Source organism: Flavobacterium agri, assembly GCF_013401995.1.
GTDB lineage: Bacteria > Bacteroidota > Bacteroidia > Flavobacteriales > Flavobacteriaceae > Flavobacterium > Flavobacterium agri.
In genome coordinates this window covers 365,869-382,041 of the sequence record NZ_JACBJI010000002.1, presented here as the reverse complement: position 1 = coordinate 382,041, position 16,173 = coordinate 365,869, and the positions used below count along the sequence as shown (strand labels likewise).

Annotated in this window: 13 protein-coding genes; 4 read left to right on the top strand and 9 right to left on the bottom strand. The window is 49.0% G+C overall.

The features are described from left to right. Positions 1–2: 2 nt before the first annotated feature. The 5 genes from HZF10_RS05700 to HZF10_RS05680 form a co-directional block, all read right to left on the bottom strand. Positions 3–1,052, bottom strand: coding sequence for a UDP-glucose--hexose-1-phosphate uridylyltransferase (locus HZF10_RS05700; RefSeq protein ID WP_176005218.1), 1,050 nt, complete (start codon positions 1,050–1,052; stop codon positions 3–5). A 155-nt stretch (positions 1,053–1,207) separates the two neighbouring features. After that, positions 1,208–2,407: a galactokinase gene (galK, locus tag HZF10_RS05695; protein ID WP_176005217.1), complete on the bottom strand. Its 1,200-nt coding sequence runs from the start codon at positions 2,405–2,407 to the stop codon at positions 1,208–1,210. Then, positions 2,404–3,504: a glycoside hydrolase family 53 protein gene (locus tag HZF10_RS05690; protein ID WP_176005216.1), complete on the bottom strand. Its 1,101-nt coding sequence runs from the start codon at positions 3,502–3,504 to the stop codon at positions 2,404–2,406. The genes galK and HZF10_RS05690 overlap by 4 nt, the downstream gene beginning before the upstream one ends. A 134-nt stretch (positions 3,505–3,638) precedes the next feature. Then, the gene (locus HZF10_RS05685; protein ID WP_176005215.1) at positions 3,639–4,727 is read right to left on the bottom strand and encodes a glycoside hydrolase family 53 protein; all 1,089 of its coding nucleotides are present in this window, start codon (positions 4,725–4,727) and stop codon (positions 3,639–3,641) included. 2 nt (positions 4,728–4,729) lie between these two features. Further along, positions 4,730–5,779, bottom strand: a complete 1,050-nt coding sequence (locus HZF10_RS05680) for an aldose epimerase family protein (RefSeq protein ID WP_176005214.1) — start codon at positions 5,777–5,779, stop codon at positions 4,730–4,732. 98 nt (positions 5,780–5,877) lie between these two features. On the opposite strand from HZF10_RS05680, the gene HZF10_RS05675 reads away from it, so the two are divergent. Both HZF10_RS05675 and HZF10_RS05670 read left to right on the top strand, forming a co-directional pair. Then, entirely contained in the window at positions 5,878–6,876 is a 999-nt protein-coding gene (locus HZF10_RS05675; protein ID WP_176005213.1) for a GntR family transcriptional regulator, read from the top strand. Between the two features lie 25 nt (positions 6,877–6,901). Further along, the gene (locus HZF10_RS05670) at positions 6,902–7,174 is read left to right on the top strand and encodes a hypothetical protein (RefSeq protein ID WP_176005212.1); all 273 of its coding nucleotides are present in this window, start codon (positions 6,902–6,904) and stop codon (positions 7,172–7,174) included. On the opposite strand, the gene HZF10_RS05665 is transcribed toward HZF10_RS05670, so the two are convergent. The 3 genes from HZF10_RS05665 to HZF10_RS05655 all read right to left on the bottom strand — a co-directional run bounded on the left by HZF10_RS05665 (position 7,175) and on the right by HZF10_RS05655 (position 11,625). Beyond that, the gene (locus HZF10_RS05665) at positions 7,175–7,756 is read right to left on the bottom strand and encodes a Crp/Fnr family transcriptional regulator (protein WP_176005211.1); all 582 of its coding nucleotides are present in this window, start codon (positions 7,754–7,756) and stop codon (positions 7,175–7,177) included. Between the two features lie 59 nt (positions 7,757–7,815). Further along, positions 7,816–8,448 (bottom strand): NAD(P)H-dependent oxidoreductase, encoded by a 633-nt coding sequence (locus tag HZF10_RS05660; RefSeq protein ID WP_176005210.1) that lies wholly within the window; start codon positions 8,446–8,448, stop codon positions 7,816–7,818. A 159-nt stretch (positions 8,449–8,607) separates the two neighbouring features. Then, positions 8,608–11,625: a phage tail-like protein gene (locus HZF10_RS05655; RefSeq protein ID WP_176005209.1), complete on the bottom strand. Its 3,018-nt coding sequence runs from the start codon at positions 11,623–11,625 to the stop codon at positions 8,608–8,610. 278 nt (positions 11,626–11,903) lie between these two features. Between HZF10_RS05655 and HZF10_RS05650 the strand changes: the two genes are divergently transcribed. Both HZF10_RS05650 and HZF10_RS05645 read left to right on the top strand, forming a co-directional pair. Beyond that, positions 11,904–12,644: a LytR/AlgR family response regulator transcription factor gene (locus HZF10_RS05650; protein WP_176005208.1), complete on the top strand. Its 741-nt coding sequence runs from the start codon at positions 11,904–11,906 to the stop codon at positions 12,642–12,644. Beyond that, positions 12,631–14,139, top strand: coding sequence for a sensor histidine kinase (locus HZF10_RS05645; protein WP_176005207.1), 1,509 nt, complete (start codon positions 12,631–12,633; stop codon positions 14,137–14,139). The genes HZF10_RS05650 and HZF10_RS05645 overlap by 14 nt, the downstream gene beginning before the upstream one ends. Here HZF10_RS05645 and HZF10_RS05640 read toward each other — a convergent pair. Continuing rightward, complete coding sequence (locus HZF10_RS05640; protein WP_176005206.1) at positions 14,136–16,121, bottom strand: tail fiber domain-containing protein; 1,986 nt, start codon at positions 16,119–16,121, stop codon at positions 14,136–14,138. The genes HZF10_RS05645 and HZF10_RS05640 overlap by 4 nt on opposite strands. Positions 16,122–16,173 lie beyond the last annotated feature (52 nt).

The following is a 16,173-nucleotide window of genomic DNA, read 5'->3' as shown; positions in this document are numbered from 1 at the left end:
TTTTAGCGGGATTTGTAGTGTACATCGCTCAGGCTTTTGAGCAATTCGGCGCTTTTTTCGGGTGTGATGTCGCGCTGGGATTCGCCCATCATCTCGTATCCGACCATAAATTTCTTGACCGAAGCCGATCGCAGCAATGGTGGATAGAAATGCATGTGGAAATGCCACTCGGGATGTGATTTTCCATCGGTTGGCGATTGATGGATTCCCGACGAATATGGGAACGATGTGTTGAAGACGTTGTCGTATTTGGCCGTGAGTTTCTTTAGCGTTTTGGCGAAATCGGAAACTTCATCGGTCGTAAAATCTGTTATTCTGGAAACCGGACGCTTGCTTACGATCATGGTTTCGAACGGCCAGATCGCCCAAAACGGCACAAGCACTACGAAGTGTTCATTCTCTATGACGATGCGCTCATTCTTTTGCAATTCCTGTTTCAGATAATCCTCGAGTAAGGTTTTGCCATGCTTTTGAAAGTATTCCGAAAGATTGTGCTGCGTCTTCTGGACCAACGTCGGAAGTGACGACTGCGCCCAAATCTGTCCGTGCGGATGCGGGTTCGAACAACCCATGATCGCGCCTTTGTTCTCGAAGATTTGTACGTGGTTGATGAAATCGATTTTGCCTAAATCCTCATATTGGAATTGCCAGGTCTTGACCACGTTTTCTATGGTTTCCAAATCCATTTCGGGCAACGTCAGATCGTGGCGGGGCGAAAAACAGACCACACGCGAAATGCCGCGTTCGGGTTGGGTTTTGAAGAATATATCGTCGGGATTTTGTTCGAACTGGACTTTTTCTTGTTTCAGTGCGGCAAAATCGTTGTCAAAAACGAACGTAGACTCGTAGTTTGGATTTTGCTCACCGTTGGCGCGAACGTTCCCGGGACACAAGTAACAAGTCGCGTCGAATTCTGGACGTTTTTCCTCGTTGACAGCTTCGGTTTGACCTTGCCACGGACGCGTTGCGCGATGCGGTGATACGAGAACCCATTCGTTGATTAGCGGGTTGTAGCGACGATGTGGGTCGTTGTTGTGGTTGAATTCTCTCATTTTTATGGATGGCTCCTCGACTGCGCTCGGAGCCTAATTTTACACGTTTGCGTTAAGGATGCAAGTGGAAATCCTTTGGTTGCGAGCGCAGTCGAGGAACCAAAGATTGCAACGGGCAGCCTGGCGACGGCCTCAATGCAACTGCCTTCTGCCACTCACTCTCCGGCCGGCGCAACGCCCTTAAACTTTTTATACTCCTTACAACCGTCTGAAATCTTGACTTTATAGACGGCAGGTTCGATATCGAATTCTTTTTGATAGGCTTCGGAAAGGCGGTTGATCACTTCCTTTTCTGCCGATTTTTTGACGAGGTTGATCGAACAGCCGCCGAAACCGCCGCCCATCATGCGCGAGCCCAAAATTTCGGGTTCGTTTTGCGTGGCTTCGACGAGAAAATCGATTTCCTCGCAACTCACTTCGTATTCTTTGCTCAATCCGTTGTGGGTTTCGGTCATGAGCTTTCCGAGTTTTTTGAAATCGGAAGCTTCCAAAGCGTCGACCGCATCGAGCACGCGTCGGATTTCACCAACCACGAAATGACATCTGCGAAACCGCACATCGCCCAATTCTTCTTTATGGGTTTCGACTTGTTCTACGGTGAGGTCGCGAAACGTCCTGACTTCGGGATATTTCGTTTTGAGGATTTCGAGCCCTTCCGTAGCTTCGCGTCGGCGGTCGTTATAACCCGAGGTGAGATGCGTGTGCTTGACTTTGCTGTCCATTAAAAATACGGAATATTCGTCGAAGCGCGCCGTATGATAATCGTGTTCGAGTGTCGTGCAATCGAGTTTGAACACGTGGTCTTCCTTTCCGAAAACCGACGCGTATTGATCCATAATGCCGCAATTGACACCTGCAAACGTATGTTCTGATTTTTGGCCGATCAGCGCAATTTCTTTTTTGGACAATCCGAGATTGAACAATTTGTTGAGCATGTATCCGAATCCGCATTCAAGTGCCGCCGAAGACGACAAACCTGCGCCCATCGGGATATTGCTCGCGAAGACGACGTTGAAACCCTGTAATCTCGATCCGCGTTCCTTCAATTGCGAAAACACGCCGAGCATGTAATTGGCCCACATCTTGTCGATCGGTTTTACCTCGTCGGATAAACGAAAATGATGCGCATCCTTTAAATCCTGCGAGACCAGATTGATTTCGTTCGAATCGTTGGCCGAAACCGCAAAACAGATGTATTTGTTGATCGCGGCCGGCAACACGTAACCGTCGTTGTAATCTACGTGTTCGCCTATGATGTTGATGCGTCCCGGAGCAAGAAAAACGTGTTCGGGTTCCGATTTGAACACCTCGAGGAAATTCGAGGCGACGCTTTGTATGAGTTTTTTCTTTTTCACTTTTGAGTGTACTGTTTGATGTCGTAAAAATCGAAGGCCGGAAGCGCTTCATTGTGGTTTTGGGAATCGAAGAACGCAGCGTTCTCCCAATGCGAGCCTTCGCCCCAAAGCGTTTTGCAGTTCGACGTAACCCAAGCCGGTTCCCAATAAATAACACCGTTTCCGCCGGCTTTGAGTACGATTTTGGTCAAATCTACCATGTATTTCTTTTGGCCTTCGGGCGTCGCCGGATAACCGTCTATAAGCGCTTTGTCGTTGAGGATGTTATTGGCTTTGTCGATGTTTACCATATTGTAAGGATACGAAGTCTCGACGACGAGCAACGGCTTCTTGTACGTGTTTACCAAGGTTTTTATCGCGTCCGGCACGCGGTCGAATTTGTATTCGGACCATAGCGGATAGTACGAAATACCGATCCAATCGTAATCGGAAATACCGTTTTTCTTCGCTTCGGCAAACCATTTGAGCGCATTCTCGGGCTGTGCGATATGCAATAGGATGCCTATTTTCTTATTGGTCCGTTCAGAAGCTTCGCGCACGGCTGCTATGCCTTTGTTGAACAGGAAAGCATTGCGTTTCCAATCGATTTTGTCTTTGGCCTTGTCTGTCGGTTGTAGGATTTCGCTGTTGGTTTCGTTGCCTACCTGAACCATTTCGGGAAGCAGATTTTCCTTGTGCAGTTTGAGAAGCGTATTCAGCGTATAATTGTAAATACTGTCGCCGAGGATTTTGAGGTCTTTGATTTCGGCCCATGCTTTCGGTATTTGCTGATGAGCCGGATCGGCCCAAGTATCGGAATAATGGAAGTCGAGAAGCACCGCCGTTTTTGTGTCTTTAGCGCGTTTGATCGACTTTTTGACATCGGAAAAACCCGAATACGAATTGATGCTCGGATTGTGCCACAGGCGAAGACGCACGAGGTTCGAGCCTTTGTCGGCAAATAATTGATACGGATCGACTTTGTTGCCTTTGTTTTGGAAGTATGCGCCGCAGTCTTCGATTTCATTCACATACGATAAATCTGCCCCGAGGTAAATCGTGTGTTTTTGCCCGAATCCGAACATTGGAAGCATTATCAAAAAAAGTAGTTTTTTCATTTGTGAACCGTATATTTTGAACCATTGAGGAAATTAAACGACATATTTGAAACTGTCTGAGCCAGCTTTTCGGTACAATCTTAACTCCCTTAATTATCTTAATGGTTAAATTTTTATTTCGTGAACAGTAAATTTTACTCGTGGAAAACATCCAAAACAGGCAAAGCTTCCATCTCAAAATCCCACAACGCCTGATTCTCGAAAGTAGAACCGTTCGTCGCCTCCGTTCCTCGGAAAGCAACCCATTCGCCACCCCAATACGCGAATCCCAGACCATATTGAGACGCATCGACCGTATTGCGGATCGTAGAAAGAAAACCCTTCTGTCCAATTTCGGACGCTGCGTAACCCGGCACGAGCTGGCCTTCTTCGCCTACGATGTTGTTCGTCCAATCGTTCCATCCGAGCGTGAACGGATAAGCCGTTTCTGCGACCAAAACCTTTTTGTTATGAGCCGAACCCAGCGTATTGATCATATTGCCCAAAGCCGTAATGTTGGTGCCGTGCCAAACCGGATAATAGGAAAGTCCGATATAATCGTAATCTACCGTCGAGGTAACGTTGAAAAACCACTCCGCCCCAACACCGACACCGGCATAGTGCAACATGATTTTCGCATCGGGCGCATCGTTGCGGATGACCGTGCTGATTGCTTGGAACAATTGTACCGATTGGGCTTCGTTCGTAGACAATTTGCCCATCGGCCACAAAAATCCATCGTTGGTCTCGTTTCCGATCTGGATGATGTCGGGATCGATTTCCGTTAGAATTTGCGACGTGTATTGCTCGGCAGCCGTTTTGAGTTGATCGAACGTCATGCCTGACCAAGCCGCCGGAATCGTTTGGTTTCCGGGATCGGCCCACGTATCGGAATAATGCACCGTAAGCCAGACTTTCATGCCCGCATTGTGCACGCGTTGCGCGAACGTCTTGACTTCCTGGAAACCCGAATGACCGTTCGCGGAATCTTTCCAAAGCCTGATCCTGATGTAATTCGCTCCGGCATTTTTCAAAGTCGTGATCGGATCTTGTGCCGCACCGTTGTTGTAATACACAGTTCCTTCGCCTTCGATTTCGGGCAGGAACGACATGTCGGCGGCGCGCACGAATTCGTCTGTGGTGATTGGGCCGTCATCGTCGTTCGGGCTGTCGTCGCTGCTTGAACACGCTAGAGGCAAGGCGAAAACCGCGGCAATACCCAGCGCCAAAAAGTATTTTTTCATATTTAACTCGATTGGAATTTATAAATGGTCTTGTGGTGGTAAATGGAATCGGGTTTCAAAACGGCGCTCGGGAAATGCTTGTGGTTCGGCGCATCCGGAAAGTTCTGTGTCTCGAAACAGATGCCGCTTGTGTTGTGGTAATCGGTGTTGTCTTTGCCTTTGATGCGTCCGAAGCAATTGCCGCCCACGTAAATATGCACGCCGGGTTGGTTGGTATAAACCGACATCTTGAGTTTGTTCTTCGGGCTGAAAAGCGTGGCGGCCAATCCGTAAGCACTTTCGAGCAGAAACGTGTTGTCGATTGTTTCGGGAACGAATTTGGCCGATGAAAAATCGAAATCACTTGCGGTCAAATCGACGAATTTGCCTGTCGGGATATTTTCGGCGTCGACCTCGAGCATCGTTCTCGAATTCACCGTCATCTGCTGACCGAGAACCGAAGCATCGTGTCCGTCAAGATTGAAATAGCTGTGATGCGTAAGGTTGACGATGGTATCTTCGGTCGTGATCGCTTTGTATTCGACGACGAATTCGTTGTCATCGGTAAGCGTATAACTCAATTCGACGGTGAGTTTTCCGGGAAAATTCTCATCGCCGTCCGGGCTAGTGAGCGAAAGCGTAATCGACGGATTGTTGCCCGGAAGCAAGCGTTTCACTTCCCACATTTTCCGGCTGAAGCCGATATTTCCGCCGTGAAGCGTATTGAAACCCTGGTTCGCGTTGAGCACGATTTGCTTCGAGTTGAGACAGAAACGTCCGCCCGCGATTCTTCCGGCATAACGCCCGACAACCGATCCGAAATATGGCGCGGCCGGCAAAGAAAACGAATCGACGTATTGTTGAAGCGATTCGAATCCGGGCACGACATCGACGATTTCGCCAGATTTGAGCGGCACTTGAAGCGAAGTCACGGTCGCGCCGAAATTGGAAACGCGCAACTGCATGCCTTTGGCATTCTGCAACGTGAACAGTCCGGCTTGCTCGTGTTCGGCAAAACCGAATACTTTCTCAAAAATCGGTTCGACAAAATTGGATATCTGCTTCAGTTTCATAAAATTTTTGGCGATTATGAAATCCAAAATTACCCCATCGTTTAAATTTTCCATACCGATACCTACCAGTTTTTATATATTTGCCCAAACTTTAACGCATGAAGCTGATTTCCATACAGAACAATTCGGGCATCCCAAAATACCGCCAGATCATCGCTTCTCTCGAAAAGGCCATCTTGGACGGCAAGTTGCTCAAGAACGACCGATTGCCGTCTGTGAACAAAGTGTGCCTCGAGTTCGGATTGTCGCGCGACACCGTGCTCCTGGCCTACGACGAATTGAAAAAACGCGGCATCATCCTGGCCATACCGGCCAAAGGGTATTACGTGAAAAGTACCGAAGTGAGCATTCGCGAGAAGATTTTCCTGTTGTTCGACGAGCTCAATTCGTTTAAGGAAGACTTGTACAATTCGTTTTTGGACAACATCGGAAAGGACGTGCAGGTCGATATTTCGTTCCATCACTTCAATCCGAAGATGTTCTCGAAACTTATCGAGGACAACAACGGGATTTACACCAAATACGTGATCATGCCCGCTAATTTGGGCAATGCGGCCGAATGCGTGAAGACGTTGCCACCGTCTGAAGTTTTTATTTTGGACCAGACGCACGACAGCCTGTCGAATTATCCGTCGGTGTACCAGAATTTCGTGACCGACATTTATAACGCGCTCAAAGAAGGTAAAGGCCGATTGGACCAATACGGCAAATTGATTTTGATTTTCCCGGGATTCCGCGAACCCGAAGGCATGAAACAAGGCTTTTTGAATTTTTGTGCAGATTTTGGGCTCGACCACGAAGTGATTTCGGAATTCGATGCGCGCAACATCGAACAGGGCGAAGTATACATCCTTCCTAACGACCGCGACCTCGTGAAAGTCATCGAACAAGCCAAACGCCAACGGTTTCAGGCGGGAATCGATTTCGGCATCATCTCGTATAACGAAACGCCGCTTAAGAAATTAGTCGAAAGCGGTATCACGACCATTTCTACCGATTTCCTTGCGATGGGCAAACTCATGGCTAAACTCATATCGGAAGGACGCAAGAAACGCATCGAAAACAAATGTTCGCTCATCTTGCGCAATTCCTTGTGATATGCGACCTTTACCAAAAAACACTATGAAAAAGATAATCGCCCTTTCGTGTATCGCCTTGCTTTTCGGATGTGATAATGACAACGAAGGCGAACAGGTATGTACCAATAAACTTTGGGGTCTTACCGAAAACTGCGACGACACTCAAGAACCTCCCGTTTGCGTACGGCTTGCGACATACGGGCAAACCCAAGCTTCGGCCACGACGATTCACGTTGACGAAGCCACTTACGACCATTATATCGCGCTAGGCAACGTGACAAATGGAACGATTTGTTGGGAAGGCACTCAGGATTGATCAGGAACGATGGCTTTTTTCTAACCTGCTCAACGTTTCCCTTGACACGCCAAGATAATGGGCAATCAAGGTCTTGGACACCTTTTGGAACAATTGCGGATATTGCTTGAGCAGCAGTTCGTATTTTTCCTTTGCCGAATTCTTCATCATAGACAGCACACGTTTTTGCAGGGCGACATATCCCAAGAACGCTTTCTCTCCGTGAAATTGGTACATTTTGGGAACGAGAACGCAAAGTTCCTTCCTATCCGAAAGCGAAAGCTCCAATACCACGCTGGTCTTTAGCGCCTGTACGTAAATCTCGCCTTTGTCCTGCGCTATAAACGCGGCGTAATCGGAAACCCACCAATTTTCCATCGCGAACTGAAGGATGTGCTCCTTGCCTTTTTCGTCGTAAATGAACGATTTGAGCAAGCCGTCCATGACCAAAAATTCAGACTTTACGGTATCGCCGCTTTTAATCAGCAAACCTCTTCGTGAAACCGTTCGAGGCCGGAAACGCGGAAGCACTTGCTCAAATTCCTCGTCGGTCAACGGTACCACGCGTTCGATATGGGCGCGCAAAAAAGAAGCATATTCCATTTCGTAAAAATACGCATGGAATATGCTTTTTGTATTAAAATGCGATGCTGTTATCGGCGTTATTTCACCAATGATCCGTCGAGGATTTCGGAAGTCTCGAAAACCTCTTTCAAATGCGAGAGATACGTTTGCCTGAACGTTTCCATGCGCGCTTCGGAATTGTTTTTCTCGACGTCGTGAAAGTGGAAACTCTCTCGTTTGGCCATTCCCGTAAACTTGTTCATTTTGTGGAATCCGAACATCACGCCTTCGTCTACGCTTTTTTGGTCGAAGAATTCGCCTTCGAGCGTGAATGCGGTTTGAGGCGCGTTCCAGGTCGTGGTGAGCATATAATCGCGTCCGTGCATGGAGCCGCCCGTTCCGTAATTGATCGCCGGATTTTCTTGTTTGCGACCGTCGCTGTAATACAAACCGTTGCGATGTCCGGCCGTGAAAACCTTGTCGAGATACGTCTTGAATTCGTGCGGCAACGAGAACCACCAAACCGGTGTGTGATAGATGATCGTGTCGGCCCAAACGAACTTGGCCACTTCTTGTTCGAGGTCGTAAGACTCTCCGATATCGGTGAATTTCGCTTCGAAACCGTTCTGTTGCGTAAAGAATTCTTTGTCCCATTCCAGGATCGTCTTGTTGAATTTGGCGCCAGAATGCGCGAATGCGTGTGCGCCGTTGATGATGAATATTTTTTGCATGATGAAATCTTTCGGGCAAAATTCCGTCAGATACGAAAGGCGTACCTGTGACTTAAATCACAAGTTATTGAAGCGATCATATCCATAAAAAAATCCCCTTCTTGATGAAGAGGATTTACATGCGGCGTCAGCATACCACCAACTGACCGCTCACATTTATCATTTGTTTTCGGCTTGTGCGGCCAATACTTTTCGGATCATATCGCTCTGTTCGGCCATGACCGATTTCATGAGTTCAATTTGGGCTTTGAGGTCGGCGTTTTCGTTTTTGAGGATTTCGATTTCGGACGTGATTGCCTTTTGCTTCTCGTCAAGTTGCCGAAGCGCGTTGACCGAAGCGACCAAAATCGGGTGCATGTTGAAGTTCAGGTACCCGTCGCGGTCGACACCAACGGCTTCGGGGAAAATTTCGCGTACTTCCTGGGCGATGAACCCAACCGCGGATTCGCGTAAAACCTCGTCGGCAAACGTTTTATCGGGAACATTTTTGTAATGATAACGCACGGTTTTAAGCCTTGAGATTTCCCCAAGCCCTTTTTCGTAAAGTCCGTCTATGTTTTTTAAGCGTCCGTCCGACGGAATCGTCCAGGCCGAACTCAAGGGTTTCCGACCTTCGTTGAGCGAAAGTTCGAACTGACCGCCCGGAGTTGCCGTTCCGATGCCCAAATCGCCGGCTGCGGTCAATCCCATACGAAACGTATTGCCGCCTGAACGGAACCCGATGCCTTCAAGCAATCCGGGGCTGTTGAAGACGATGCCGCCTCGAACCGAACCGACTTCCGTGCCGAACAAATAGCCGCTTTCGGACGTGGACGGTGACATGATCTGCGCAAACGTCGGGCCGTCGTTTTCCATCGCCAAAACCGTATTTACGGACGGAGTTCCGCCGCTGTCGCCTCTTGAAATATGAAGCGCGCGTTCGGGTGCGGTCGTGCCGATTCCTACGTTTACGTCGGCGGTGGCCGAATTGGTTCCGCTAATGCTGCCAAGCACAAGCGAATTGCTCGTGCTCACCAAAGCGTTCGACCCGATGGCCGTGGCGTTGGTAAGAACCCCGGACGTTTCCGCCTCGTTGCCCAAAGCCGTATTGTTCTGGCCTTGCGTAGCAGCCGACATGGCCGAAAAACCGACGGCCGTATTGCGATTTCCGGTAAAATTGGTCAATAACGCTTCCCTTCCGACGGCGACGTTGAAATTCCCCGAATCATTGCTGACCATGGTGCGTGCGCCGATTGCGGTGTTGCTTCCACCCGAAACATTATCGGCGAGTGCTTCGCTGCCGTAAGCCGAATTGCCGCCTCCGCTGTTCGTGATCAGACTTTCAGACCCGAAAGCGGTGTTTGTCAAGGAGATCCGACCCGAATTCATGTTGTTGCGTTTGAAAACCACGTCGGCGTTATCGATCGTACCGATGAAATTCGACGCGGCAGTAAGTCCCGAATTCCCCGAAACCGCCCAACTCGAAGCCGTCACCGGAGGCGTTCCCGTAACACCCGAACCTCCGGCCGGATCGATTATGGTCAACGTGCGCAAAGCTCCATAAGTAAATCCCGAAAATGCGATAACCGATGTTCCCACCGGATTCAGACCCGCGTTACAGCCCGGTGTTCCCCATAAAATCGAAACGGTCTGCGGAATGCCTTCGGTAACCGAGACGGGAACGCTCAACGTCGTATCCCAGGAAGGTCTGTTCGTGGATGCGTTGAGCACGTCCTCGGTAGGCGTTTGCCAAGACCTGACCGCGACCCCGTTCACATGAATCTGGAAAAAAATCGAGAAGTTGCCGCATGCTGTCGTGGTCGAAAAGCCCGAAGCCGAGAAATTCACGAAAACCACCGACTGCTTTGGTGTAAAAGTCACGGTCATGTCGGGCATCGCTTGCATCGTTGTGGCTACGGGAGCTAAAGTGGTCGCATCGGCCGTGTAGAAATGTGGTTGTTTTTCTCCGTCTGAATCGAATCGCGCCCATTTTGTTCCGTTCCAATAGTAGAATCCTGGTTTTACGTTGTCTGGCGAAGTCCCGGCCATAGCGGTATTGTACACCATCGTGGATTCTGCCAAAGCACCCGTTTGCGGATTGGTGACGGGCGCGGCTACCGTCGTCGAGGTCAAAGCCACACGAGGGATCAAAATGCCGCTGTTCGAAGAATTGACCTCGAGCATCGCTTTTGGCGTATTGATGTTGATTCCGATGGCTTTTTCCGTCGCGCCGATCTTCCCGAAAACGGTGTTCCCGATGTTCAATTCGTTCGAAACCGTGGTCGAGGAAAGACTCGTATTGGCACCGATGGCGATGTTATTGCTTCCGCTGTTGAGCAGTTCTGCGGCCTTGTGCCCAACCGCTACATTATTGCTGCCCGAGGTTTGCTCGAGTGCACTTCGTCCGATAGCCGTATTTCCGTCACCGCTGCCATTGGCGAATGCAATGCTTCCGACGGCCGTGTTGAAATCGCCCGTATTGCTATCCAGTGCATGATAGCCTAAAGCCGTATTGGCGATGCCCGAAACGGAACTTCTGAGCGCGCGTCGCCCGATTGCGGTGTTATAGTCGCCCGTTGAATTGGCCGTGAGCGCTTCCACTCCCATCGCCGTGTTATAATCGCCCGAAATGTTCGAGAACAGCGCTTTGTTGCCGATTGCCGAATTCTCTTCTCCCGTCGTATTCGAAAACAATGCCTCGAGCCCGAAAGCCGAGTTGTTGGTGCTGATGCCGGACGTCGGAAGCGTTCTTAATCCGAACGACGTGTTCGATTGGCCGAGAAATCCGGCTCTTTGGTTGCTTCGTTTGAAAATTACGTCCTGGTTGTCTCTTGTGCCTATGAAATTCACGGTAGACGACGTGCCTAAATTCCCGGTCGTGCTCCATCCGGTGAGGTCGCTGTTGAGAGCCGTCCATTTCGTACCGTTCCAAAAATAAAATCCGGGCACGACATTATTCGGCGAGACGCCCGCAGTCGCCGTATTGTAGATCAAAGTCGAAACGGAAAGCGCGCCTCCTTGCGGATTGACAACCGGCGCCGAAACCAAAGCAGAAGTCAAGGCCACCCGCGGAATGAGCACGCCCTGATCGGTAGCATTGACCTCGAACATCGCATTTGGCGTGATGGTATTGATCCCGATTTGGGCATAAATCGGAAAACACAAAAGCAGGAACGCCCAAAGAGTAACCTTTTTCATGACGCGGAGATTTTGGTGGTACTTCTCGTTTGCGGATCGGGGCGAATCCGTTAAGGCTAAGGTATCGGGAATGTCCTGTAGGGAATCTGAAGAATGTGCGCACGAAACGATAGGGTGTGTAGATTGGTCGGTTTGCGTGTAATCGGTTTCGTGTGGAAAATCCGGATCGGTTTTCAAAAAATGCCATCGGTAAACGAAAAGCGGCGATCGACAGGCAAAAATCTGCCATCGGCACACAAAACGACTGGCTGTCAAAAAATTACAGTACATTTAATCGTATGATCGATGTTATCCTCATAGACGACGAACCGATGGCCATTCGCAGCCTTGAATGGGAATTGCAGAATTTTTGCAAGGACGTTTCCATTGTCGCGACGTTTTCGAATGCGTCTTCTGCGATCGATTACCTAAAATCGCATGTGGTGGATTGTGTGTTTTTAGACATCGAAATGCCCGGAATGGACGGTTTCCAATTCCTTGAATTTTTTCCGAACCGCAATTTCGGCGTGGTGATCACGACGGCCTACGATCAATATGCGATAAAAGCGATCCGGGAAAAAGCGATCGATTACCTGCTCAAACCTATCGATTCGGACGATTTGGTGGCTTGCGTGAACAACATCGCATTGCAAAAAAACAAACCCGCCCTAAGCGAAAAACTCGAGCAGACGTTGGAAGCGATGCTGCAGAAAAATCAATCGGGCGCGAAAAAAATCAGCGTGCCTTGCGACGGTAAAATCATTTTCCTCGAGCCCGATTCGATCTTGTATTGTGAAAGCGACGGCAATTACTGCACGATTTTCCTCGAGAACAAAGAGAAAATCCTGATTACGCAAAAACTCAAGTTCATGGAGGAAAAGCTATCCGATTCGCATTTTTTCCGCGTGCACAATTCGTATCTCGTCAACCTCAATAAAATTCGGGAATACCATAAATCGGACGAATATGTGGTGCTTTCCAACCAAGTGAAAATCCCGGTTTCCCGACAGAAAAAAGCGTCTTTCCTTGATAAACTTTAGCCTCAAGGTTGTCATAAACAGCCAGCCGGAATATGTGTACATCTGGAGTTTCGTAGCCAGCATGTTGTTTATTCTCACGGCTTTGTGCGCGTTGATCTATTCGCAATCGCGCGTGAAAAGTTTCCTCTATTACGGGCTTTACAACTTCGTGACGCTTACGTATCTGTTTCCGAAATCGCCGTTTTTGTTCCATCTCGACGACGTGTATGTGACGAGCCGCTTTTACGGATACAGCCTGTACAGCCAGATTTTATTCCATTGCTTGTTGTTTTTCTTTTATCGGGAATTTCTCGATTTGAAGCAGCATCGGCCTAAATTCCATACGGTTTTGACCAAAGTGCTGTATACTTTGATGGCCGTCGGAGGCGTACTTTTCGTGCTTTCGATCGCAATCGGCGACCTGAAAATCCTGCATGTGTACTACATGTTCTTCCATTTGCCGGTGATTACGGGATTCAGCATCTATGCGTTGTATTCGGCGTTTTTCATTCCGAACCGGCTCGGATATTTCATCATCGTAGGCGTGACGGCTTACAACATTTTGGCGTACACAGCTTTCTACCGCACGTTGTTTTTGCCTTACGAAACGCCGGCTCCTTTGGTTTTCTTTTGCACGGGTATCATTTTCGAATCGGTGGTTTTTATGCTCGGTTTGGGATATAAGATCCGGTTGCTGTATTTGGAGAAAATCAATTCCCAACAGAAAATCATTCAGGAACAGGCCGAAATACAACGGCTCAAAGAGAATTACCAGGTGGAGTTGGAAACAAAATTGCACGAACAGGCCGACGAGCTCAAATCGGTACTTCAAAAATCGGAAGACGAAAAACTCAAATCGCTCACGCTTTCGTTCGAGAACGAGATTTCGCTGTTGCGGCTCGAATCGCTGCGCAGCCAAATGAATCCGCATTTCATTTTCAACGCGCTCAATTCGATAAAAGTCTATCTGATCGACAACGACAAGGAACAGGCCGTTTATTACCTCAACAAATTCTCGAAACTCATCCGCAAAATCCTCGAAAGTTCGCGTACCGACAGCATTTCGCTCGAGGAAGAACTCGAAATCATCGAGCTGTACATGAATATCGAGAACATTCGTTTCGACAAGAAAATCAATTTTGCGATCGATGTCGACCCGAATATCAACCCCGCATCAATCCGCTTGCCCGGATTGATCCTGCAACCGTTTATCGAAAACGCTTTATGGCATGGTTTGATGTTGCGCGAAGGCGAGAAAAACATCGGCATCGACATCAAAAAAGAAGATGTGAAAATCGTGCTTTCGATTACCGATAACGGTATAGGACGTGAGAAAGCCAAACAGAACAGCGACAAAAAATCGTTCCGGAAAGAATCGCTCGGGCTTCGTTTCGCGAGCGAGCGCATCGCCAACTTCAACAAGAAACAACGCACTGATTACAGCTTTGAGATCGTCGACCTTAAAGACTTGAAAGGAAATGCGTCGGGAACGAAAATCCTGTTTTACTTCAATTAATCGTTGGATTTCTCGAGTTTGGAGAGTCTTGCCTCGATCGCTTCGAGCGTTTGTTTCTGGTTCGCCGAAACCGTTTTGAGAGCGGCGTTTTCGGCTTTGAGCTTCTCGATTTCCGATTGTTGTTCCTGAACCGATTTCACGAGCGGCATGATGAACTGGCTGTAAGCGACGCTGTAATTGTCGGAAGGATTCGACGCGTCGGGTTTGTGCAATCCGTCAAAATCATATCCGATTTCGTTGGCCGCTTTTTCGATGTCCTGAGCTAAAAATCCGGTGCGGATGATTGCGGACGACTTGTCGAAATCGGCATTCATATCGGTTTTTAAACTATCCGGAAGGTTTTGCGTAAGATGCGACTGGAATTTTCTCGCATCGAAATGGTACGTCACAGGCTTCAATCGCATAATGAAATCGAGACCCGGAACGTTTTGCTTCACATCGTATTTGAAGCGCGCATCCGAAGGGTTGAAATATGCGACTTGCCCTTCGACTACGGTTACGGCCGCATTTCCGAGACGCACTTTGTTCGAAGCGTTCACGATTGCGCCGTTTCCGACCGCGGTAGCATTGCCCAAAGCCGAAGTGGATACGTTCGCTCCGTTTCCGATTCCGGTGTTGTTGCTTCCCGTCAAGTTCGCGAGTAAGGCCGCGTTCCCGACAGCCGTATTGCTGTTGCCTAACGAATTGTAAAGCGATGAAGAACCGATTGCGGTATTGTTGTCGCCGGTGAGGTTTTCGCGCAAAGCCGAGTTCCCCGAAGCCGTATTGTTGTTTCCCGATTGGTTGGTCGCCATGGCATTCGCGCCCGAAGCGGTGTTCGTCAATCCGGTGAGGTTGCTGCTTAACGCATAACGCCCGATGGCGGTGTTGTTGTCGCCCGAAACGTTCCAACGCAACGCATAATGGCCCGAAGCCGTGTTGCCGTTACCCGTTTCGTTGTTGATCAAAGCCGCCGCTCCTACGGCTGTATTATTCGATCCGGTCTTGTTGTAGTACATCGTGGACGAACCGATCGCCGTGTTGGAATTTCCGCCCGTATTGTCGTGAAGTACCGAAAATCCGATGCCGGTATTCGAGTTTCCGGTGATGTTCGCTACTAAGGAATTCGCTCCGTTTGCGGTGTTTCCAGAACCCGTAGTGTTGGCCATCATCGAATTCGGACCTGTCGCCGTATTGGATTCGCCCGTGGTGTTATTGCGCAAAGCGTTTCCGCCTAGTCCCGTATTCCACGAAGCGGTAGTCGATTGGCTCAAGGCATTGGCACCGATGGCGAGATTGTTCGCACCGATCGTATTTTGCGTCATCGCGTTGTTGCCGATCGCGACGTTGCTGTTTCCTGTGTTGTTGCGCAATGTCCCGTTTCCGAAGCCGATGTTGTAATCGCCGGAAACATTCGAATAAAGCGATTGATAACCCAAACCGATATTGTTGCTGCCCGTCGTATTGGCCAATCCCGACTGATACCCGATAAACGAATTGCGGTTGGCCGTTTCGTCGTCGTTGTCGCCCGCTTGTTCACCGATGAAAATGGAAGTGCCGTTGTTGAGGAATTCGAGCTGTCCGCGTTGGGTCAATCGCATTTTGATGCTGTTGTTCGAGCGAAAATCGACATCCTGGGCGTTGATCGTTCCGATGAAATTCGTTCCGCTGACCGCATTCGCATTACCGACCGTATCCCATCCTTTGAAACTGCTGATCGAAATCCAGAGCGAGGCCGCGTTGTTCCAATAATAAAAACCCGGTTGATAAGGGCCCGATACCGTATTCAAATACACGAGCATCCCGTCTTGGGAAACCGACGGATTGATTGCTGGAAAAGCAGAAATTCTGGGAATCAAAAGACCGTCCTTGCTCGTTGGAGCCGACGGGTTCGAAGCAACGATATCAAGCTGGGCGTTCGGATTCGTCGTTCCGACACCGACTTGCGCACTCGAACTAAGGCATACGCAAAGCCATAGGAAAATGCAGACTGTTCTCATCATTTTATGCAGATTGGGACTTCTGTAATGTTTGACATGACAAATTTATATGTTT